This is a genomic window from Imperialibacter roseus, assembly GCF_032999765.1.
GTDB classification, from domain to species: domain Bacteria; phylum Bacteroidota; class Bacteroidia; order Cytophagales; family Cyclobacteriaceae; genus Imperialibacter; species Imperialibacter roseus.
This window is the reverse complement of the sequence record NZ_CP136051.1, coordinates 4,959,159-4,981,230: the sequence shown is the minus strand read 5'-3', so window position 1 is coordinate 4,981,230 and position 22,072 is coordinate 4,959,159. Positions and strand designations below refer to the sequence as shown.

Annotated in this window: 13 protein-coding genes; 7 read left to right on the top strand and 6 right to left on the bottom strand. The window is 43.5% G+C overall.

Features of this window, described 5'->3' with window-relative positions:
- Positions 1-123: 123 nt before the first annotated feature.
- A complete protein-coding gene (locus RT717_RS21070; protein WP_317488329.1) occupies positions 124-960 on the top strand; it encodes a class I SAM-dependent methyltransferase in 837 nt (278 codons plus the stop codon).
- 56 nt (positions 961-1,016) lie between these two features.
- On the top strand, positions 1,017-2,225 hold the full coding sequence (locus RT717_RS21065) for a glycosyltransferase family protein (RefSeq protein ID WP_317488328.1): 1,209 nt from the start codon (positions 1,017-1,019) through the stop codon (positions 2,223-2,225).
- An 18-nt stretch (positions 2,226-2,243) separates the two neighbouring features.
- Here RT717_RS21065 and RT717_RS28550 read toward each other — a convergent pair whose 3' ends face one another.
- Positions 2,244-3,308 carry an acyltransferase family protein gene (locus RT717_RS28550; RefSeq protein WP_394854101.1) on the bottom strand — a complete coding sequence of 355 codons (1,065 nt, stop codon included), beginning with the start codon at positions 3,306-3,308 and terminating at the stop codon, positions 2,244-2,246.
- 397 nt (positions 3,309-3,705) lie between these two features.
- Between RT717_RS28550 and RT717_RS21060 the strand changes: the two genes are divergently transcribed.
- From RT717_RS21060 to RT717_RS21040, 5 genes are all read left to right on the top strand, one after another.
- Complete coding sequence (locus tag RT717_RS21060; protein ID WP_317488327.1) at positions 3,706-4,641, top strand: glycosyltransferase family 2 protein; 936 nt, start codon at positions 3,706-3,708, stop codon at positions 4,639-4,641.
- The gene (locus RT717_RS21055) at positions 4,632-5,585 is read left to right on the top strand and encodes a sulfotransferase family protein (protein ID WP_317488326.1); all 954 of its coding nucleotides are present in this window, start codon (positions 4,632-4,634) and stop codon (positions 5,583-5,585) included. The genes RT717_RS21060 and RT717_RS21055 overlap by 10 nt, the downstream gene beginning before the upstream one ends.
- Positions 5,586-5,641: 56 nt before the next feature.
- Positions 5,642-15,694, top strand: coding sequence for a PKD domain-containing protein (locus RT717_RS21050; protein ID WP_317488325.1), 10,053 nt, complete (start codon positions 5,642-5,644; stop codon positions 15,692-15,694).
- Between the two features lie 233 nt (positions 15,695-15,927).
- Positions 15,928-16,410: an Lrp/AsnC family transcriptional regulator gene (locus RT717_RS21045; RefSeq protein ID WP_317488324.1), complete on the top strand. Its 483-nt coding sequence runs from the start codon at positions 15,928-15,930 to the stop codon at positions 16,408-16,410.
- Between the two features lie 2 nt (positions 16,411-16,412).
- Positions 16,413-16,934: a phosphoribosyltransferase family protein gene (locus RT717_RS21040; RefSeq protein WP_317488323.1), complete on the top strand. Its 522-nt coding sequence runs from the start codon at positions 16,413-16,415 to the stop codon at positions 16,932-16,934.
- 45 nt (positions 16,935-16,979) lie between these two features.
- Here the strand turns inward: RT717_RS21040 and RT717_RS21035 are convergent, their stop codons facing one another.
- From RT717_RS21035 to RT717_RS21015, 5 genes are all read right to left on the bottom strand, one after another.
- A complete protein-coding gene (locus RT717_RS21035; protein WP_317488322.1) occupies positions 16,980-18,071 on the bottom strand; it encodes a glycosyltransferase family protein in 1,092 nt (363 codons plus the stop codon).
- An 18-nt stretch (positions 18,072-18,089) separates the two neighbouring features.
- Entirely contained in the window at positions 18,090-18,938 is an 849-nt protein-coding gene (locus RT717_RS21030; RefSeq protein WP_317488321.1) for a UDP-2,3-diacylglucosamine diphosphatase, read from the bottom strand.
- Positions 18,939-18,984: 46 nt separating this feature from the next.
- Positions 18,985-19,245 carry an acyl carrier protein gene (gene acpP, locus RT717_RS21025; protein ID WP_317488320.1) on the bottom strand — a complete coding sequence of 87 codons (261 nt, stop codon included), beginning with the start codon at positions 19,243-19,245 and terminating at the stop codon, positions 18,985-18,987.
- A gap of 69 nt (positions 19,246-19,314) precedes the next feature.
- Positions 19,315-20,685, bottom strand: a complete 1,371-nt coding sequence (locus RT717_RS21020) for a sensor histidine kinase (protein ID WP_317488319.1) — start codon at positions 20,683-20,685, stop codon at positions 19,315-19,317.
- Complete coding sequence (locus RT717_RS21015) at positions 20,675-22,060, bottom strand: sigma-54-dependent transcriptional regulator (RefSeq protein ID WP_317488318.1); 1,386 nt, start codon at positions 22,058-22,060, stop codon at positions 20,675-20,677. Before RT717_RS21015 ends, RT717_RS21020 begins: the two co-directional genes overlap by 11 nt.
- Positions 22,061-22,072 lie beyond the last annotated feature (12 nt).

Here is a 22,072-nt window from a genome sequence, read left to right as displayed (position 1 = left end):
GAATATTAAGTTCATAACGAAAAGAGTTTTATGGAAACCAAGTATAGATATACTTTTCAAGAAGTTGATTCATGTAACTTTTGCGGGAGGCGAACCGAAAAAAACTCAGTAATAGGGCAAAGGATGAATAGCTCTCAGGGTCTGAGACCTGAGCGTAAGTCCGGAATAAGTGTTTCGGTGATAAAATGTGATGGTTGTTCATTAATTTATTCTAACCCTCAAGCTATTCCTTTTGACATCCAGGATCACTATGGTATTGAGCCAGAAAGCTATTGGGAGGACGACTATTTTAATGCCCAAAGTAACTATTTTAACTGGCAAATAAGTCGGGCCAAAGAATTTATCAATTTTCATGAAGGAATGACTGCTCTCGATATAGGTGCTGGTATTGGAAAATGTATGGTAGCTTTAAAAAATGCCGGTTTTATTACTTATGGTGTGGAACCCTCCAAGCTATTTTGGGAGAGGGCGGTCGCTAATTTGGTTGTCGAAGAAGGATACCTAAAACTTGCTAAAATAGAAGACGTGCAATTTCCTCCAGAGAGTTTTGATTTTATAACATTTGGGGCAGTGTTGGAGCATTTGTACGATCCCGCCGAAGCAATTGAGAAGGCTATTTATTGGTTGAAACCCGATGGAATCATTCAGATCGAAGTGCCATCTTCGAATTGGCTAATACCTAAGCTCGTAAATTTTTTTTATAGGATACGAGGCACACGTTTTGTTACAAACTTAAGCCCAATGCATGAGCCGTACCACATGCACGAATTTCATTTAACATCTTTTAAAAGGTTAGCAGAAAGACTCAACTTTACGATTAAAGAATCGCAGTATTCGGTTTGTAAGATATACTATTTTCCAACATTTTTTCACCCAATGTTAGATTGGTTTATGAGAAAAACCTCTCAGGGGATGCAGCTTACGATTTGGTTGGGGAAAGATAAGAAGAAAAGTTTTTAGAACAATTTGAGGAACTTCCTCGGGCCAGGCAGCAAATGAAGTGCATTGTGGCGAATATGAAAAATAAGATTTTATTTATTACATACGATGGCCTCACTGACCCTTTGGGACAAAGCCAGATACTGCCCTACCTGTTGGCGTTAGGTAAGTTTGATTATAGTTTTCACATACTGAGTTGTGAAAAACCTCAAAATTATAAAGAACATAAGGGCAATATTGAGAAAATAATTCTGGGCACTTCTATTACCTGGCACCCTCAAAAATATCATAAATACCCTCCTATTTTATCTGCCATACGAGACGTTTACCTGATGAAACGAAAAGCTGTAGCCCTCCACAGGCAATTCAGCTTTTCTGCTACCTGGTGTCGAAGCTACCTCCCGGGAATTGTCGGGCTATTTCTTAAGCGTAGGTCGGGTGTTCCCTTCATTTTCGACATGAGGGGGTTTTGGGCGGACGAGAGAGTTGAGGGTGGTAGTTGGCCTCAGGCCAACTTTATCTTTCGGTTGGTCTATCGGTACTTCAAAAAGACGGAGAAGCAGCTGCTTAGGGAGGCTGTTCATGTGGTTGTACTTACTAGCAAGGCCAAGGAGATTATTCAAAAAGGTTTTTTGCATAACAACCCGCTACCGGAAAGCATCTCAATTATTCCATGTTGTGTAGATACTGGTCTATTCAATCCAGCTCTTTTGGACGCTCAACAGAGAAATGAAGCGAGAAAGCTGCTTGGGATTAACTCCGAAGACAAGATATTGGTATATGCAGGCTCAGTTGGCACTTGGTATATGTTAAGCGAGATGCTACAGTACTTCATGGGTTTGCAAAAGCTCGATGGCAAATGGAAATTTCTTTTGTTGACCAGGGACGACCCTCAGCAGATTGTCGACGCAGCCAGAAATAAAGGGCTCTCAACGGACGATATTGTGGTTAGGGCATGCAAACGGGCTGAAATGCCGCTCTTCCTTTCTTTAGGCCACCTGGCGATCTCTTTTATTCAGCCAGTTTTTAGCAAGCAGGCATCTTCTCCAACGAAGTTGGCAGAATATTTGGCGATGGGCTTGCCGGTAGCCTATAACGCAAATGTGGGAGATGTAGATGATATAATGGATTTATGTCGGGCAGGAATTAAGGTCGAGGTCGATCCAGTAATTGCTGACCAGCTAGACTTGATTTTCGACTCAAATGCAATAAGAGAATTTGCGTGCAACAGTTTCACTGTTGAAAAAGGGATCAAAGTTTATTCTCAAATTCTCAAAATGATCTGACAAGCTTTTTATGTTGGATCAGGTATAGTTGATCAGTTTTTTTACCCGATCTCTGATTGGGCTTTCCAAAACAATAAATGATAAAGATGCTACTATCAATAGCATAACAAGGAAATAATAGAAATGATAGGCGTTCCAATTTCGGAGTCCAAATTTGTCGTTTATATATGACGTAAAAATTTTGACGGGGTATTGGTAGATATATATTCCATATGAAATATTGCCGAGAAAGACGGCAAGCGGAATTTTAAATGCTCTACCAATGCTTTTTCTGTCAAGACAAAGGCTCATAGTTATTATCAGGAATAGCGGTGACAACAAACCGTTGTGAGATAACGCTAACCAGGCAGGGGCATTATAGATGATAGCAACAAAAGAGAGCGTCGAAATAATCAGCAGAACTGCCCAAATATTTGGAGGAATAAATGTTAGTCGGTCTGCATTTGATTTCAGAAAAATACCAAAGGCAGCGCCAATAATGAAAGTTCCAGAATGCATTATTGGGTTGTAAAGGAGGTGACTGCCCTCTGTAAAATAGCAGATAAATACGCCCTGTGTTATAAACCAAATGATAAAGGAGACCATATACGTTTTTCGGTTTCCTATTTTTCGAAAAAAAAGTATCAGGAATGGGAAAAAGAGGTAGAAAAATATTTCAACTGAAAGCGACCATCCCGGGAAGTTTAATGTCAGTTCTTTGCCAGGAACCCACGATTGAATTAAGAACACAGAGAACAGTATTTCGCTAAGATCTAATTGGCTGCGCCAGAAGTATTTGGTGAAAAAGATGACAACGATTAGTGAAAATAAATAAATGGGATAGACTCTTGATAGCCTAATAATATAGAAATCTCTAAAAAATGCCTTTGACAGTTTAACTTTGTTGGAATAAACAAGGGACATAATTACGCCAGATATCAGGAAAAAGTAGGACACACCCAGGTTGCCGTATTGCTTGATTGGAAGGAATATTGGATTGTTTATGTATTCTAAATCACCGCCGAAGTGAAAAAACACAATCGTGATAGCGGCTATGAATCTGGTAAAGGTAATTTGTTGTGATTGAAGGGGAGTGCTACTCATGTTTTATTTCTAAGTCGTAAAAATAGTATGAAGTTGGGGTTCTTTTGTCTTCAAATGGCATTCGTTTGACGTCCAAAGAACTCTAGACATCGAAAAATCTACTTTCATGACAGTTTATTAAATAAATTAACCTTTTAAGGGGCGTAGAAGGTTAAAGGCGGTCAATATGCTAAGTCGCTTATGTGGCTTCGTTGGAAATGGGGCTGAAAAAAATGTATTTTTTGATGCTCGAGTCTTTTAGCAAACGTTCTTGGCTCGGCTCCTGATCAATGGGCTTAATTCTTTACTATCTGATGGATTTAGAAAAAATGTTGAATTATAGCTCTTGGCATTTGTCAATCATGCTTGGCATTAGTCATGAAGAAGGGATCGATATTTTGTAACCCGGCGTGAAATCATGGATCTTATATTTCCTAAAGTATCTGTTATTATAACGAGTTATAACAATGCCAATTACTTATCGGAGGCCATCCAGTCGGTACTTGAACAAACCGTCAGACCCTATGAAATAATAGTTTTGGATGACAACTCGAGCGATGACTCATTTGGCATCGTTCAAAAATTCCAGAAATCTAACCCGGAAATTGTTCTTGGGATACAAAATAGTTCAAATTTGGGAGTCTCCGCTAATAGAAATAAGGCCCTTGGTCTTTCCAAGGGTGATTGGATATCTTTCTTGGATGGAGATGATTATTGGGAGCCAGACAAACTGAGAAATGAGCTGGATGTGCTCCAAAATAAGCCTCAGGTTAATTGTGTTTTTAGTAACTTTTCTTTCGTAGACCAAAATGGAAAGGATAAAACTCTTTGGGATGACCAAGGGTTTATTGATGGACTTGAAGGCGAAGATATTTTTAGTGCTGTTGTGGCCAGAAGCTTCCCAAAAGGAGCTTTGTACCGGTGCGAACTCATTAAGAAGTCACTGTTAGATCAAATTGGGGGGTTTGACGAAAAACTTTCGCTATATGAGGACTTTGATCTAAAAATAAGAGCACAAAGATCAGCTATAACATCCATTTGTCCCTTGCCAGGTGTGGTGTATAGAAGACATTCGGAAGGTCTTTCTAGTGTCTTGGCTCGCAAGCACATTAATGCTCTCGAATATGTATACAAAAAGAACTTCAGCTTGATCCGGGAGTTACCTTTATCGCAACGAAGGGATACAATAGGGAAAATTCAAAATATTTTGTTTCAAAGGAGATTTGCGGAGATGTACGAGTACTATGAAAGCAATAGAATTATTAGTCTGATTACAAGCCTGGCGATATTAATTTTGAAATATCCAAAAAGATTTTTTGTACGGGTTTTTCATAAAACAGAAGCATGCAGCTAGTATTTATAATCTCGCAACCAAGAAGCGGGTCGACGCTGCTTCAGAGGTTGCTTTCGAACACTTCAGTTGTGTCTACCACTCCAGAGAGTTGGTTGTTATTACCCTTTCTCGGGTTCTTGAAAAGTGGACTAAATACCTGTGCATACAACTCTGACCTGGCGTTGTCTGCTGTGCAGGAGTTTATTAATAATGGAATTGGTCAACCTTCTTTTAGGGATAGGTTGGCTCATTTTATAGAGGATGTGTACCAGGATAGCTCTAGTATTGATTCAAAGTACTTTATTGATAAGACGCCAAGGTATTATGAAGTAGTTGATTTGATATACGAGTTTTTCCCGACTGCGAAGATTATACTTCTTACGAGAAGCCCAATCGAGGTAGTTTCCTCAATGAGAAGCACATGGAATATTAAAAGCCCTTTTGACTTATACCCCTACCGAAGAGACATATTAAAGGCACCTTTGTTGATCGAGGAATTTAGGTTGTCAGCTGAAGGAAGTGGTCGGGTGTATACACAGACTTATGAAAGCATGGTAGAGAATCCGAAAAAGGTGGTTGGAGAGATCTATGCTTGGCTTGGGTTGCAAGAAGATTTGGTTAACGTCGATATTGTACGACACACAGCCGTTTTCGGAAAATTCGGAGATCCCCATAGTAAAGAGAAAGATATGTTAAATAGTAGACCGCTCAGACAACACAGTTGGGAGAAAGAAACTAGGCCTTGGCAGGATTTTTACCGGGGATACGCACACTATTTGAATTCGAAAACAGGGCTTGAGTATGAACTTTTCGGCTTGAAGTTAAGGAAAACTAATACTTTTGATGACTATTTAGATTTTTGCGAACTAGAAATTCCTGATAGCAAAGGTTTTTTGTCTAAGAATGTTTTTAGATCTTTTTGGTTAAAGGCTAAATATCAATATCAAAAGGGGCAAAATAACTGATGGTGCGGTATTTTTTCATATATCTGTGTTGTTGTTTTTCGATAGTCTCTCTTGACTTGACGCTACAGGCACAGTCGCCCACAGCGGGCTTTACGTTAGACGGGAGTTTGTGTTTGGGAGAGAGTTTACAGTTGAGTAATGAGAGTTTGAATGGAGTGTCTTACCAGTGGGATTTTTGTCAGAATGGTTTGGAGCATGCTGGAGTAGGGACGACAGCACTTAATATCAGTAGTTTATCGAGTCCTGAGGGTTTTGAGGTGGTTACAGAGCAGGGCATGTGGTACGGATTTTTGTTTGACCGTACTAGTTCAAAGCTATACCGGTTGGAGTTTGGTAATTCGTTGGTCAATATTCCGACTCAAGTCGAGATAGGAACACTTGGAGGTGTATTATCGGGGCCTGCTCAGATACGTTTAGTAAAGGAGGGGGCTAACTGGTATGGCTTGGTAGCTAATTTTGGAACTTCCACGCTAGTACGTTTAAACTTTGGTAGTTCGGTGACTGGTACACCAACAGCTGTTTCATTAGGCACATTAGGTTTAAATGGTCCACGTGGTTTGACAGTAAAATGGGATGGATCGAAGTGGTTGGTTTTTGTGACTAACTTCAATGGGAACAATATCAAGGCGATCAACTTTGGGGGTAGTATCACCAACAACCCTGTGATAGGTGATGTTTCGACATTGGGTACAGGAGCGGGCTTGTCTGGCCCGCTGGGGATAAGTATTGGGCAGAGTGCAGGCAACTGGTATGGTTTGGTTGCTTCCTACAACAACAGCAAGATGTATCATATGTCATTTGGAACTGACTTGTCGAGTGCTGCTGTATTTAGCGAGCTAGGCACAGTTTCATTACCTACCGATGTTCAGTTGGTAAAAGACGGGCTTAAGTATTATGGGTTGATAAGTGGCTCTGCTGGTGTTTACCGCTATCAGTTTGGTGCAACGCTGGTGCCTGGGGGAGGGAGTATAGAGTCCTTAGGCACCTTTAGTAATACGATGAGTTCCTTATTCAATCATCGTTTGATCAAGGAGGGTGCCAACTGGCAGATGCTGGGTATGAGCAAGGCCAATAAGAAGGTTAGCCAGCTGAACTTTGTAGACCAGTGTACAAAAGTAAGTGTGAATAGTTCCACGGCCTTTGAACCTGAAGGTGTGACTTACACTGAATCTGGGAGCTATGTAGTAGAACTATTGGCTATCTCCTCTAACGGGAATACCGACTATGCCTCTCAGGAAGTAACAGTTCAGAACTCACAGGCCCCTGATATTGATTTTAGTACAATCAATCAATGTGTGGGTGCGCTCAGCACCTTCACCTCCACCAACCTATCCGGCGACATCGCCACTTATTCCTGGGACTTCGACGGCGACGGGCTTGAAGACTCCACCGACCCCAATCCAACCTTTCAATATTCTTCAGCAGGGGAATATGAAGTAACGCTGACAGTGACTAGTTCGTCAGGTTGCAATAATACAGTAAGTAATCAGGTAAACATTTACTCTTCTCCAATTGCCTCATTTGACCCACCGGTCACCAATTTATGTAGTAACACCCCGCTAAGTTTTATAAACACAAGTACGTTTGATGTGGGGTCGCCTGTGAGTTGGGTATGGGATTTTAATGGGGAAGGGAGTAGCACAGACCCATCTCCCAATTACGCTTTTGATAGTGGCGGCGAAAAGACGATAACACTGACAGCTACCCTGGCGGATGGTTGTGTGAACGTAGCACAAAATACGATTGACTTAGTGGCGGGTTCTCCAGTAGGCTTTAGCTGGAGTAATAATTGTTTTGGGTCTGCTGTAGAGATGGTCAATACATCTGAGACGGTAGGGGTCAGCTATGAGTGGAACTTCGGTGATGGTACGCCGACAAGTGATGTGTTTGAACCCACCCATACTTATCTGGCAGCGAATACCTACAATCTTCAATTGAAGGTAACTAATGGCTCAGGATGCGAAAGTATTCTTGTTAAACCGATTATTGTAAATGATCAGGCCCTGTTAGATTTTAGTTTGACAGGCGAATTGACTCAAAATGTTCCATTACAATTTACGGGAGAAGATAAGAGCAAGTCTGGAGATCAGGTAGTTTCGTGGAGTTGGGATTTTGCAGGTTTAGGTACAGGGTCTGATCAAACAGAAGTATTTTCTTTTGGAACACCTGCTACTTATGCTGTTTCACTGGCAGTAACGACAGAGCAGGGCTGTGCTGATGAATTAACTAAAGATGTAACCATAGCTCCAGCAGAAAGGCCCACAGCGGGCTTTACGTTAGACGGGAGTTTGTGTTTGGGAGAGAGTTTACAGTTGAGTAATGAGAGTTTGAATGGAGTGTCTTACCAGTGGGATTTTTGTCAGAATGGTTTGGAGCATGCTGGAGTAGGGACGACAGCACTTAATATCAGTAGTTTATCGAGTCCTGAGGGTTTTGAGGTGGTTACAGAGCAGGGCATGTGGTACGGATTTTTGTTTGACCGTACTAGTTCAAAGCTATACCGGTTGGAGTTTGGTAATTCGTTGGTCAATATTCCGACTCAAGTCGAGATAGGAACACTTGGAGGTGTATTATCGGGGCCTGCTCAGATACGTTTAGTAAAGGAGGGGGCTAACTGGTATGGCTTGGTAGCTAATTTTGGATCTTCCACGCTAGTACGTTTAAACTTTGGTAGTTCGGTGACTGGTACACCAACAGCTGTTTCATTAGGCACATTAGGTTTAAATGGTCCACGTGGTTTGACAGTAAAATGGGATGGATCGAAGTGGTTGGTTTTTGTGACTAACTTCAATGGGAACAATGTAAAGGCGATCAACTTTGGGGGTAGTATCACCAACAACCCTGTGATAGGTGATGTTTCGACATTGGGTACAGGAGCAGGTTTGTCTGGCCCGCTGGGGATAAGTATTGGGCAGAGTGCAGGCAACTGGTATGGTTTGGTTGCTTCCTACAACAACAGCAAGATGTATCATATGTCATTTGGAACTGACTTGTCGAGTGCTGCTGTATTTAGCGAGCTAGGCACAGTTTCATTACCTACCGATGTTCAGTTGGTAAAAGACGGGCTTAAGTATTATGGGTTGATAAGTGGCTCTGCTGGTGTTTACCGCTATCAGTTTGGTGCAACGCTGGTGCCTGGGGGAGGGAGTATGGAGTCCTTAGGCACCTTTAGTAATACGATGAGTTCCTTATTCAATCATCGTTTGATCAAGGAGGGTGCCAACTGGCAGATGCTGGGTATGAGCAAGGCCAATAAGAAGGTTAGCCAGCTGAACTTTGTAGACCAGTGTACAAAAGTAAGTGTGAATAGTTCCACGGCCTTTGAACCTGAAGGTGTGACTTACACTGAATCTGGGAGCTATGTAGTAGAACTATTGGCTATCTCCTCTAACGGGAATACCGACTATGCCTCTCAGGAAGTAACAGTTCAGAACTCACAGGCCCCTGATATTGATTTTAGTACAATCAATCAATGTGTGGGTGCGCTCAGCACCTTCACCTCCACCAACCTATCCGGCGACATCGCCACTTATTCCTGGGACTTCGACGGCGACGGGCTTGAAGACTCCACCGACCCCAATCCAACCTTTCAATATTCTTCAGCAGGGGAATATGAAGTAACGCTGACAGTGACTAGTTCGTCAGGTTGCAATAATACAGTAAGTAATCAGGTAAACATTTACTCTTCTCCAATTGCCTCATTTGACCCACCGGTCACCAATTTATGTAGTAACACCCCGCTAAGTTTTATAAACACAAGTACGTTTGATGTGGGGTCGCCTGTGAGTTGGGTATGGGATTTTAATGGGGAAGGGAGTAGCACAGACCCATCTCCCAATTACGCTTTTGATAGTGGCGGCGAAAAGACGATAACACTGACAGCTACCCTGGCGGATGGTTGTGTGAACGTAGCACAAAATACGATTGACTTAGTGGCGGGTTCTCCAGTAGGCTTTAGCTGGAGTAATAATTGTTTTGGGTCTGCTGTAGAGATGGTCAATACATCTGAGACGGTAGGGGTCAGCTATGAGTGGAACTTCGGTGATGGTACGCCGACAAGTGATGTGTTTGAACCCACCCATACTTATCTGGCAGCGAATACCTACAATCTTCAATTGAAGGTAACTAATGGCTCAGGATGCGAAAGTATTCTTGTTAAACCGATTATTGTAAATGATCAGGCCCTGTTAGATTTTAGTTTGACAGGCGAATTGACTCAAAATGCTCCATTACAATTTACGGGAGAAGATAAGAGCAAGTCTGGAGATCAGGTAGTTTCGTGGAGTTGGGATTTTGCAGGTTTAGGTACAGGGTCTGATCAAACAGAAGTATTTTCTTTTGGAACACCTGCTACTTATGCTGTTTCACTGGCAGTAACGACAGAGCAGGGCTGTGCTGATGAATTAACTAAAGATGTAACCATAGCTCCAGCAGAAAGGCCCACAGCGGGCTTTACGTTAGACGGGAGTTTGTGTTTGGGAGAGAGTTTACAGTTGAGTAATGAGAGTTTGAATGGAGTGTCTTACCAGTGGGATTTTTGTCAGAATGGTTTGGAGCATGCTGGAGTAGGGACGACAGCACTTAATATCAGTAGTTTATCGAGTCCTGAGGGTTTTGAGGTGGTTACAGAGCAGGGCATGTGGTACGGATTTTTGTTTGACCGTACTAGTTCAAAGCTATACCGGTTGGAGTTTGGTAATTCGTTGGTCAATATTCCGACTCAAGTCGAGATAGGAACACTTGGAGGTGTATTATCGGGGCCTGCTCAGATACGTTTAGTAAAGGAGGGGGCTAACTGGTATGGCTTGGTAGCTAATTTTGGAACTTCCACGCTAGTACGTTTAAACTTTGGTAGTTCGGTGACTGGTACACCAACAGCTGTTTCATTAGGCACATTAGGTTTAAATGGTCCACGTGGTTTGACAGTAAAATGGGATGGATCGAAGTGGTTGGTTTTTGTGACTAACTTCAATGGGAACAATATCAAGGCGATCAACTTTGGGGGTAGTATCACCAACAACCCTGTGATAGGTGATGTTTCGACATTGGGTACAGGAGCGGGCTTGTCTGGCCCGCTGGGGATAAGTATTGGGCAGAGTGCAGGCAACTGGTATGGTTTGGTTGCTTCCTACAACAACAGCAAGATGTATCATATGTCATTTGGAACTGACTTGTCGAGTGCTGCTGTATTTAGCGAGCTAGGCACAGTTTCATTACCTACCGATGTTCAGTTGGTAAAAGACGGGCTTAAGTATTATGGGTTGATAAGTGGCTCTGCTGGTGTTTACCGCTATCAGTTTGGTGCAACGCTGGTGCCTGGGGGAGGGAGTATAGAGTCCTTAGGCACCTTTAGTAATACGATGAGTTCCTTATTCAATCATCGTTTGATCAAGGAGGGTGCCAACTGGCAGATGCTGGGTATGAGCAAGGCCAATAAGAAGGTTAGCCAGCTGAACTTTGTAGACCAGTGTACAAAAGTAAGTGTGAATAGTTCCACGGCCTTTGAACCTGAAGGTGTGACTTACACTGAATCTGGGAGCTATGTAGTAGAACTATTGGCTATCTCCTCTAACGGGAATACCGACTATGCCTCTCAGGAAGTAACAGTTCAGAACTCACAGGCCCCTGATATTGATTTTAGTACAATCAATCAATGTGTGGGTGCGCTCAGCACCTTCACCTCCACCAACCTATCCGGCGACATCGCCACTTATTCCTGGGACTTCGACGGCGACGGGCTTGAAGACTCCACCGACCCCAATCCAACCTTTCAATATTCTTCAGCAGGGGAATATGAAGTAACGCTGACAGTGACTAGTTCGTCAGGTTGCAATAATACAGTAAGTAATCAGGTAAACATTTACTCTTCTCCAATTGCCTCATTTGACCCACCGGTCACCAATTTATGTAGTAACACCCCGCTAAGTTTTATAAACACAAGTACGTTTGATGTGGGGTCGCCTGTGAGTTGGGTATGGGATTTTAATGGGGAAGGGAGTAGCACAGACCCATCTCCCAATTACGCTTTTGATAGTGGCGGCGAAAAGACGATAACACTGACAGCTACCCTGGCGGATGGTTGTGTGAACGTAGCACAAAATACGATTGACTTAGTGGCGGGTTCTCCAGTAGGCTTTAGCTGGAGTAATAATTGTTTTGGGTCTGCTGTAGAGATGGTCAATACATCTGAGACGGTAGGGGTCAGCTATGAGTGGAACTTCGGTGATGGTACGCCGACAAGTGATGTGTTTGAACCCACCCATACTTATCTGGCAGCGAATACCTACAATCTTCAATTGAAGGTAACTAATGGCTCAGGATGCGAAAGTATTCTTGTTAAACCGATTATTGTAAATGATCAGGCCCTGTTAGATTTTAGTTTGACAGGCGAATTGACTCAAAATGTTCCATTACAATTTACGGGAGAAGATAAGAGCAAGTCTGGAGATCAGGTAGTTTCGTGGAGTTGGGATTTTGCAGGTTTAGGTACAGGGTCTGATCAAACAGAAGTATTTTCTTTTGGAACACCTGCTACTTATGCTGTTTCACTGGCAGTAACGACAGAGCAGGGCTGTGCTGATGAATTAACTAAAGATGTAACCATAGCTCCAGCAGAAAGGCCCACAGCGGGCTTTACGTTAGACGGGAGTTTGTGTTTGGGAGAGAGTTTACAGTTGAGTAATGAGAGTTTGAATGGAGTGTCTTACCAGTGGGATTTTTGTCAGAATGGTTTGGAGCATGCTGGAGTAGGGACGACAGCACTTAATATCAGTAGTTTATCGAGTCCTGAGGGTTTTGAGGTGGTTACAGAGCAGGGCATGTGGTACGGATTTTTGTTTGACCGTACTAGTTCAAAGCTATACCGGTTGGAGTTTGGTAATTCGTTGGTCAATATTCCGACTCAAGTCGAGATAGGAACACTTGGAGGTGTATTATCGGGGCCTGCTCAGATACGTTTAGTAAAGGAGGGGGCTAACTGGTATGGCTTGGTAGCTAATTTTGGATCTTCCACGCTAGTACGTTTAAACTTTGGTAGTTCGGTGACTGGTACACCAACAGCTGTTTCATTAGGCACATTAGGTTTAAATGGTCCACGTGGTTTGACAGTAAAATGGGATGGATCGAAGTGGTTGGTTTTTGTGACTAACTTCAATGGGAACAATGTAAAGGCGATCAACTTTGGGGGTAGTATCACCAACAACCCTGTGATAGGTGATGTTTCGACATTGGGTACAGGAGCAGGTTTGTCTGGCCCGCTGGGGATAAGTATTGGGCAGAGTGCAGGCAACTGGTATGGTTTGGTTGCTTCCTACAACAACAGCAAGATGTATCATATGTCATTTGGAACTGACTTGTCGAGTGCTGCTGTATTTAGCGAGCTAGGCACAGTTTCATTACCTACCGATGTTCAGTTGGTAAAAGACGGGCTTAAGTATTATGGGTTGATAAGTGGCTCTGCTGGTGTTTACCGCTATCAGTTTGGTGCAACGCTGGTGCCTGGGGGAGGGAGTATGGAGTCCTTAGGCACCTTTAGTAATACGATGAGTTCCTTATTCAATCATCGTTTGATCAAGGAGGGTGCCAACTGGCAGATGCTGGGTATGAGCAAGGCCAATAAGAAGGTTAGCCAGCTGAACTTTGTAGACCAGTGTACAAAAGTAAGTGTGAATAGTTCCACGGCCTTTGAACCTGAAGGTGTGACTTACACTGAATCTGGGAGCTATGTAGTAGAACTATTGGCTATCTCCTCTAACGGGAATACCGACTATGCCTCTCAGGAAGTAACAGTTCAGAACTCACAGGCCCCTGATATTGATTTTAGTACAATCAATCAATGTGTGGGTGCGCTCAGCACCTTCACCTCCACCAACCTATCCGGCGACATCACTATCTACTCCTGGGACTTCGATGGCGACGGGGTAGAAGACTCCACCGACCCTAATCCAACCTACCAATTCTCATCCGCCGGAGAATACGAAGTAACCCTCACCGTACAAAGTGACGGTGGGTGCTCCAACACATCACGGCAAACCATCGGCATTTACGACATCAGCGAACCTGATTTTAGCTTTACCTACAAAGGAGGGCTTTGTAGCAACAACACACTTTCTCTAAGTGATTTAACTCTCAATCTCCCGCCCGACAGCCTTGTCACCTGGACGTGGGATTTTAATGGTGAGGCCACCATACTGGGAAAAGACACCACCTATGCGTTTGCTACCGCTGGAGAAAAAATCATTATGCTAACCGTTGGCATACCGGGCTGCGAAGCGTCGGTGAGCAAGACAATAAACCTGTTAGAAGGGCCAGCAGTAGGATTTACCGTGGGCAGCAATTGCATTAGCCCCACAACGCAGTTCAATAACACAACCACTGGTGACGGAATAACCGGCTACACTTGGGATTTCGGGAACGGCTACACAAGTTCAACAAAGAGTCCTGAAACGTTTTTCGAGACTATTGGAGACTACCAGGTGAGCCTTACTGTAACCAATGACCTTGGTTGCGAAACCACTCTTACAGAGAAAGTGGCGATAAGTGCGATACCTACTCCTGACTTCAAACATGATCTTGCCTGCAGTGGTGCTGCGGTGCAGTTCACTGATCAAAGCACTGCCGAGAATGCCAATATCACGGAGTGGAACTGGGATTTTGCAGGTCTTGGTACGTCTAATGAACGAAATCCGATATTTGAATTCCCAACTTCGGGAAAATATACTGTTACGCTGTCTGTTAGTTCGAACTACGGCTGTTCCAAATTACTTACCAGAGAAATTAATGTACTACCGTCACCAACTGTTGCATTTTTAATCAACACAGGTTGCGAAGGACAGGCCACAACATTTGTTGACCAGTCTGCCGGCGACGCCGACAATCCAATTATTGACCGCTTGTGGAGTATCAATAATCAGTTCTATAGCGCCCCAACCGTCAACGAGGTTTTCAAAAAACCTGGGAGCTACGACGTTACGCTACAGATAACTACGAAAAACCTCTGCACCATTTCATTGACAAAAACTTTGCAGGTCAATGAATTGCCATCAGTTGACTTCGGATTCACTTCTGCCTGCGTGAACGAACTAACAGAATTCAGCGATTTAAGCACCAGCCCAGATGATCCCATTATAAGCAGGAAATGGGATTTTGCAGGACAGGCCTCTGCAAACGGCCCCAAGGCCTACTACCAGTTTAAACAAGCAGGAAACTATAACGTAAGCTTGTTTCTCAAGACTGAGAAAGGATGTGAAATATCGATCAGCAAGAATGTGACCATTAATAACTCACCCGTGGCTGCCTTCAGTCATTCACTATCTGTAGGTCAACTGCCGGTGACAGTTAATTTCACGAATGAATCAAATGGAGCGACGGCTTATTCCTGGTTCGTTGGCGACGGTGTCGCCTCTGTAAGCAACGAGCAGGATATCAGTCAGGTGTTTGATAAGGAGGGCGACTACTTAGTAAGCCTGGTCGCCTATAATGAGTTTGGTTGCTCCGACACAACCAGCACGGTTGTCACTGTTGCTCTTCCAAAAGTAGACCTGCAACTTCGGTCGGTTAACTATACCGACACAGAAGGGAAGCTGAAGTTTATTCTGAATATCGCCAATCGGGGCAGTATTGCGCAGACGAATTTCCCCATCGAAATAGTAGTTGATGACCGGGTCACCATTTCAGAAAAATACAGCGGAACAGTAGCGCCAGGCAAGTCGGTTTCTCATACTTTGCAGTTTGAGTTGGTAATAACTAGCAACCCCGTGGAAAAGGTATGCATCAAGCTTGTGCCTGTCCTGAAGGACGCTGAGTTTGAGTTTTCACCTTATGCCAACACAAATTGCCTTTCATTTACTGAAGGGTTTCTCGTTAACAACCCATACCCTAACCCTGTTGATGACCTTCTTACATTTGGGCTGATTCTCCCGGAAGCTGGGGATGCCGAAATTACGGTGTTAAGCATGACGGGCCAGCCGATGTTTTCCGAAAAATACTATACGCTAAAGGCCGGCTTAACGGCTGTGTCACTTCAAATGGCTCACTACACGAAGGGAATCTACCTGCTTAGAGTGCAAAGCAAGGGAAATGAAGCAGTTAGGAGAGTCGTAAAAAGGTAAAGTACAGATTGCCTTTCCTTCCATAGTGGTATTCAACCTTTCAGTAGTTTAAGGAATATTATTTGGAATAGGTCAAATTGACAGAAGTTCCTTTTGGTGACAATTTATTGCAAAATTTTATACGCAATACCAAATTCCTTTAATAAATTACTGGTAAATGACAGATAACAAGAAAATTTTAGAATAAAGTATATTATACTTAGCTTTGTAGCAAATTTTATTTGGCAACCCATATGATGAGTAACCTGAATGTTAAACTGGATAAGACTGATCGAAAGATTTTGGAAATTCTTCAGTCTAATGCCAAAATTACTAACGCCCAACTGTCCAAGGAAATTGGACTTTCTCCAGCCCCGACACTTGAAAGAGTAAAAAAGCTCGAAACTTCCGGGCTTATCAAAAGCTATCACGCAAAGCTTGATACAGAAAAAATTGGTTTAGGGGTTAGCACTTTTGTGCAAGTAACTTTAAAAGGCCACAACAAGAGAAACATAGATAAATTTCTCGATGAAATAAACAGGATTGAAGATGTGATTGAGTGCCATCACATTACCGGTAGTGGCGACTTTATTTTGAAAGTAATCGCCAAAGACATTGCCTCCTATCAAAAGCTCATGCTGGAGAAGGTGAGCGAAATTGAAGTAGTCGACAGCCTCCAATCCATGGTAATTCTTGCTACCTTTAAGGACAGTAAAGTTCTACCAATTCCTCAGTAAAAATGCCTAAGGATCAGCAGACGGCCGGCCGCCGTAACATGATATTGGACAAGCCTCAAGTGCTTCAAAAGCTTCGAAGAATGGCTTTTGAGATTGTTGAGTTCAATCTTGACGAAAAAGAAATAGTGCTTGTTGGCATATATGACAAGGGGTTTGAGATTGCCAAAAAGCTGCTTGCGGAAATGGAAGGCATAGCAAAAATGAAGTTAAGCCTGGTCAGGCTCGACATAAATAAGGACGATCCTTCCGCAGATGAGATAAAACTCAACTGTCCGCCTGAGAGCCTCAAAAACAAGTGCGTGGTGCTGGTGGATGATGTGCTCAACAGTGGGCGTACCATGGCCTACGGAATGAGTGTTTTACTAAATGCTGAAATCAAAAGGCTTGAAACTGCCACGTTGGTTGATCGTAGTCACAAAAGATTTCCTATTAGTGCCAACTACAAAGGCTTCGAGCTGTCCACCACAATAGACGAACATGTAGAGGTGGTGCTGGGCAAAGGGATGGGTGTTTATCTTTACTAAAGTTTTGTCCAGCGGTTACCAAAGACAGTGTAATTCAAAAAAAATCTAGCCCAGCAGCTCCTGTAAAATAAGCTCTTCACAACGATCCGTCCACTCTCTGAACTTGCCCACTATCGGTTGATGATTAGGTAGATAGTCGATGACCTTCGTGAGGTTAAACGACTCCGAACTGACGCCAGCCCCCGCCTGAACAGCATCCAGTGCATTGCAGGCCTGCTCATAATGGCCCTGCACAGGCACCATCATCACGGGCTTTCCAAGGTACATGGCCTCGCAAATAGACTCGAAACCTGCCGTGCTCACATATGCTTTGCACTGGCTCATAAGCTGGAGAAACATGGTGTCGCTCAACTGATGGAAAGTGAGCGTGTCGTCTACACGATGAGGATTTGGCATTCCTTTTTTGTCCCAAAACGATTGAACCTTTACCGACGGGTTGCCGGCATGCCATGACTCTATTTCTTTGCTGTATCCATCATTTACCATATAGGTGAGAATGAAGTCGCCTTCCGTCGGTTCAAGCTTCATCACTTCTTTCCTGAGCAACGGCGGAACTACCACCACACCACTTTTTTTGTCTTCAGGGTAGGCAGCAAATGACAAAGCCAGGAGCTTTTTAGCCCCCCAGGCGGTCAGCTTGTTGTTGTTAAGCAACAAGTTCTTGTTAAAGCCTTGTTTATTTGGGAACGGAAAGTGATTGTGATAAGCCAGATATTGATGGCCAATGCATATGTATTCGGCCTTTGGCTTGTAAAGTCCATTATATAGGCCACCAAGGAAATCGTAGAAGTTAATAATTACGTCCGGCTTTGTCTCTTTAACTATGTTGTTAAGCATTTTTAGGCTCTGCACATAGTTCGAAAAATGGACCAGGTTATGAGTGATTGTAGGGCCTATTTTTACCGATTTGTTGTTTTTGTCTGCTACAAAATTTGGACTGGAGATACCGGTGAGTGGGCAGGTAATTCTGTTTTGAAAAAAAGAAGGCATTTCTCGCCGGGAGCTTCTCCCAACTACTACATGCACAACTTCTTGGCCGGCAGCCGTTAGCATTTCAAACAATGAAATGGCCTGCGTCATATGACCACGCCCTTCACCCTGGACAATAAAAAGAAATCTTTTTGGACTGGTTGGCATTCAGGAAGTGACCTAAAATTACAGATTTAGAAATCCACCCCTCAAAGAAGGATAAATGTTTAAGTAATTCAAGCCTTTTTCTTCATTTTCCAGTTCCTCATACAAAGCTCTTTGAGATTCGGTGTAGAACACATGTTTCCATTCGCCGTTGGGATATTCAACCAGGGCAGATCCGGATGAAAGCCAGTCGCCTGAATTCATATATACCATCCCATTGATGGTCTTAATAGCTGGAATATGCAAATGCCCACAAATAATACCATCGTAGCCTCCATTTTTAGCGAACTGACAAAGCGATTGCTCGTAAATTTCGATAAACCGACTCGCTATTGGCAATCTGCTATTCACCTTTTCAGAGAAGGGCATATTCCTTACACCAACCGCAGCTCTTAGCTTGTGCACCTGATGGTGAAACCAAAAGAGCAGGCCATGGGTTTTTTTGCCAAGGCTGGCAAGCCACCTGAATTGCCCCTTATAGGTGTCGAAAATGTCGCCGTGAACGACAAGAAATTTCTTGCCATTTGACTCGTACTCCACTCTATCCACCAGTTTCAGTGCTCCTATTTCGAGTGGAAGTAGGTCGTTCGGCAGCTCGTCGCTATTGCCTTTAATAAATGCGATGGTGGTGTTATGCTCGGCTACCTTTTGAGAAAGTGCTTTTATAAACCTCCAGTGTCTTTTTTTCCAAAGCTCTGGTTTATTGTAACTAAACCGGTCAACAATGTCGCCGTTTAAAATCAGGTTCTCACAAATGCTCTGTTTTAAAAAACTGATCACATCTTTGTGTCTGGAGCCTCTGCGCCCCAGGTGAATATCAGACAGAACAATGGTTTTATAATAATCCTTCACACTCCCACCTTTCCTCAAAGGTAGGGTTGAGCAATTACTGCACTTTTATGTGCACTTTATCAAATCAATAATTTGAGAGCCCTTTGCAGGCCTTGATCCGGCGGTTGATATAGTCAATTACCTGGTTAACGGTAGTAATTCTTGAGGCTTCTGAACTGGGAATGGTAATATCAAACTCTCTTTCCAGTTCCATTACCAACTCCGCATAGTCCAGTGAGTCTATCCCGAGGTCTTTGTAGAAAGACGCATCAGGCGTTACTTTCGACAATGGGCAGGCCAGCTTGTCAGCTAAAATAGAACGTACGGTCTCCAGTGTGCTTCCCATTTCAGTTAGGGTGAATAGTAAATCTATCCATTATGGAGCAAAAACGAAACTGAAAATGAGATTTTTGGATTAGCTAAACCTCAGCACAAACTCAGTGCCCTGGTTGATGACAGACTTCACTGAGATCGACCCCTTGTGCTGCCTCATGATCTGTTTCGACAAACTTAAACCAATGCCCGAGCCACTTTTTTTGGTAGTAAAGAAGGGGATAAAAATCTTTTTGAGCGCATCTTCTTCAATGCCAGGACCATTGTCGGTAATGGAAATTGACACGCTGTTATTTTCAAGTCCGTTGGCCGAAATGATCAAAAGTTTTTCCTTGTCCATTTCATCGTTTTCCTCCAGCGCTTGAATAGCATTTTTCACCAGGTTGATCAATACCTGCTCAATTTGTTCTTTGTCCACCAGTACTTCAAGATTCTTGGGCTCTACCTTGTAAGTGAGTTTTATTTCTCCCCGCTCTATTTCATATTTTAAAAGCATGAGCACATGGTCGAGTAGGTCACGCACCTTGGTTTGGGCCAGCTTGGGCATGGTGAGCCTCGTCAGGTTTCTGAAATCAGAAACGAACTTAATCAAGCTGTCACTTCTGCGGTGAATAGTTTGCACAGCCAGGTATAAGTCCTGAATTTCTTCATTGGTGATCCTGTTCACGTCATCACCATTTTTCAGCTGGTGGCCAAGCTCCGACTCTACCGTGCCCGCAAGCGAGGAAATGGGTGTTACGCTGTTCATAATCTCGTGCGTCAGTACCCTGATCAGGTTCTGCCAGGCCTCCATTTCCTTTTCTTCCAACTCACTTTTGATGTTCTGAAGCGAAATAAGCTTGAACTCCTCGCCCCGCATGGTCAGCTCTATGGCATAAATGGCCAACTGCACTTCCTCCCCATTGCGCTCGATTTTTATCAGGTCTCTGCCACCTGTTTTTAGCATAAAAAACCCATCAACAAGTACCTGGCTAATGCTTTTCAGGTTCGAAATATTTTTTATTTGCCCAATCTGGAGCAGGTTTTTGGCGGCGGTATTGAGCATCTGAATTTCGCCATGCTTATCAAACGTGATGATGCCAATGCCCACGTGCTGAACGATGGTTTTGTAATAAGTGTACTGCGCTTCCTTTTCGGCTCTGATGTCCCTGAATTTTTTCATTACATTATTGAATTGCTCATAAAGCAAGTCAATGGACCCACCGGTGTTTCTGTATGTATAGGTGTTGGAGAAGTCGTCGTATTGAATGGAGCTGAGAAAGTTGGCAATCTCCCTGTTTGACTTGTCCAGGTAGTGGAAAAGGGCATATACCTGATAGCCAATCATTCCGATAACCAACGCTTTGGTCAGGTCATAGGAATCGTTGTAATACAAGTGTGTAAGCAGGAAGATTGAGCCAATCAGCAGCACAACCCTAATAATCAAAGCAGCTTTGAAGCTCTTAAAGGCCATGCTTCTCCATTCTTCTGTAAAGGGAAGCCCTTGTTAATCCAAGTTCCTTGGCTGCCTTTGAAATATTCCCTCCGTGCCGGTTAATGGCCTTTTGAATCACCGACTTTTCTACATCGTCCAAATTGAACGTTTCGGGCTCACTTTCTGCTTTGCTCTCGGCCTTCTGATTCAAAAAGAAAAAATCGTCAGGCGACAGCATATTGGAGTCGCTCATAATAATGGCTCTTTCCAGGGCATGTTGCAGCTCCCTGATATTACCCGGCCACTGGTATTTCTGCAGCTTCTTGAGTGCGATCGGCGACATTTTTTTGATTGGCTTTCGGTACTTGCCGCAATACATCTTGATAAAGTGGTCGCAAAGCAGCGGAATATCGTCCATTCTTTCTCTTAGCGACGGGAGGTGTATTTCAACAGTATTGATCCGATAAAGCAGATCTTGACGAAACGTGCTCTCTTCCACCATTTCGTAAATAGGCATATTTGTGGCGCTAATCAGGCGGATGTCCACAGGAATGGACTTGTTGGTGCCCAGCCGAACTACCTCTCTTTTTTGCAGCACAGTCAGCAGCTTGCTCTGAAGCTGCATACTCAGGTTTCCAATTTCATCCAGAAATAACGAGCCTCCGTTCGCAGCCTCAAACCTCCCTGCCCTGTCGTCTTTGGCATCGGTGAAAGCACCTTTTTTATGGCCAAAAAGCTCGCTTTCAAACAGTGTTTCCGTAATGGCGCCCATGTCAACCCCGATAAACACCTTGTCTTTTCTCAGCGACTTTTGGTGGAGTGCCCGGGCTATAAGCTCTTTCCCCGTTCCGTTCTCGCCGAGGATAAGGACATTGGCATCCGTTTGGGCCACTTTGTCAATGATGTTAAATACCTGCTTGATCGCATCGCTTTCCCCGATAATGTCCTTAAAAGGCTGATTGATTCCTTCTTCGAGCGCCTGCTTTGCCTGTTTTAGCTGCGTAACCTCATTTCTTGATTTTTTCAGCTTTGCTGCCGAAGAAAGCGTAGCAATCAGCTTCTCATTTTGCCATGGCTTCAACACAAAATCAGTAGCCCCTTCCTTAAGTGCCTTCACAGCCATTTCTACGTCGCCAAAAGCAGTGATAAGAATGACCACCGCCGTTGGCTCCCGTTCAAGTATTTGCTCCAGCCAATAAAAGCCTTCTTTTCCACTGGTTATGTCCTTGCTGAAATTCATATCCAGAAGGATCACGTCGTAGGTGTCGTTGTTGAGCAGAAACGGTATTTTCTTTGGGTTTTTTTCTATGATCACGTTTTCCGCATGCTTCCTGAGCAGCATTTTGGCTGCAAGCAGCACATCTTCGTCGTCATCAATGATTAATATCTTTCCAAGTTCTTTATCTGATTCCATAAGTTGTAGTTA

Bases quoted from the DNA above. Each gene is read 5' to 3' on its own strand.
- RT717_RS21070 (WP_317488329.1), top strand. From the start codon at position 124: ATGAATAGCTCTCAGGGTCTGAGACCTGAGCGTAAGTCCGGAATAAGT.
- RT717_RS21065 (WP_317488328.1), top strand. From the start codon at position 1,017: ATGAAAAATAAGATTTTATTTATTACATACGATGGCCTCACTGACCCT.
- RT717_RS28550 (WP_394854101.1), bottom strand. From the start codon at position 3,308: ATGAGTAGCACTCCCCTTCAATCACAACAAATTACCTTTACCAGATTC.
- RT717_RS21060 (WP_317488327.1), top strand. From the start codon at position 3,706: ATGGATCTTATATTTCCTAAAGTATCTGTTATTATAACGAGTTATAAC.
- RT717_RS21055 (WP_317488326.1), top strand. From the start codon at position 4,632: ATGCAGCTAGTATTTATAATCTCGCAACCAAGAAGCGGGTCGACGCTG.
- RT717_RS21045 (WP_317488324.1), top strand. From the start codon at position 15,928: ATGATGAGTAACCTGAATGTTAAACTGGATAAGACTGATCGAAAGATT.
- RT717_RS21040 (WP_317488323.1), top strand. From the start codon at position 16,413: ATGCCTAAGGATCAGCAGACGGCCGGCCGCCGTAACATGATATTGGAC.
- RT717_RS21035 (WP_317488322.1), bottom strand. From the start codon at position 18,071: ATGCCAACCAGTCCAAAAAGATTTCTTTTTATTGTCCAGGGTGAAGGG.
- acpP (WP_317488320.1), bottom strand. From the start codon at position 19,245: ATGGGAAGCACACTGGAGACCGTACGTTCTATTTTAGCTGACAAGCTG.
- RT717_RS21020 (WP_317488319.1), bottom strand. From the start codon at position 20,685: ATGGCCTTTAAGAGCTTCAAAGCTGCTTTGATTATTAGGGTTGTGCTG.
- RT717_RS21015 (WP_317488318.1), bottom strand. From the start codon at position 22,060: ATGGAATCAGATAAAGAACTTGGAAAGATATTAATCATTGATGACGAC.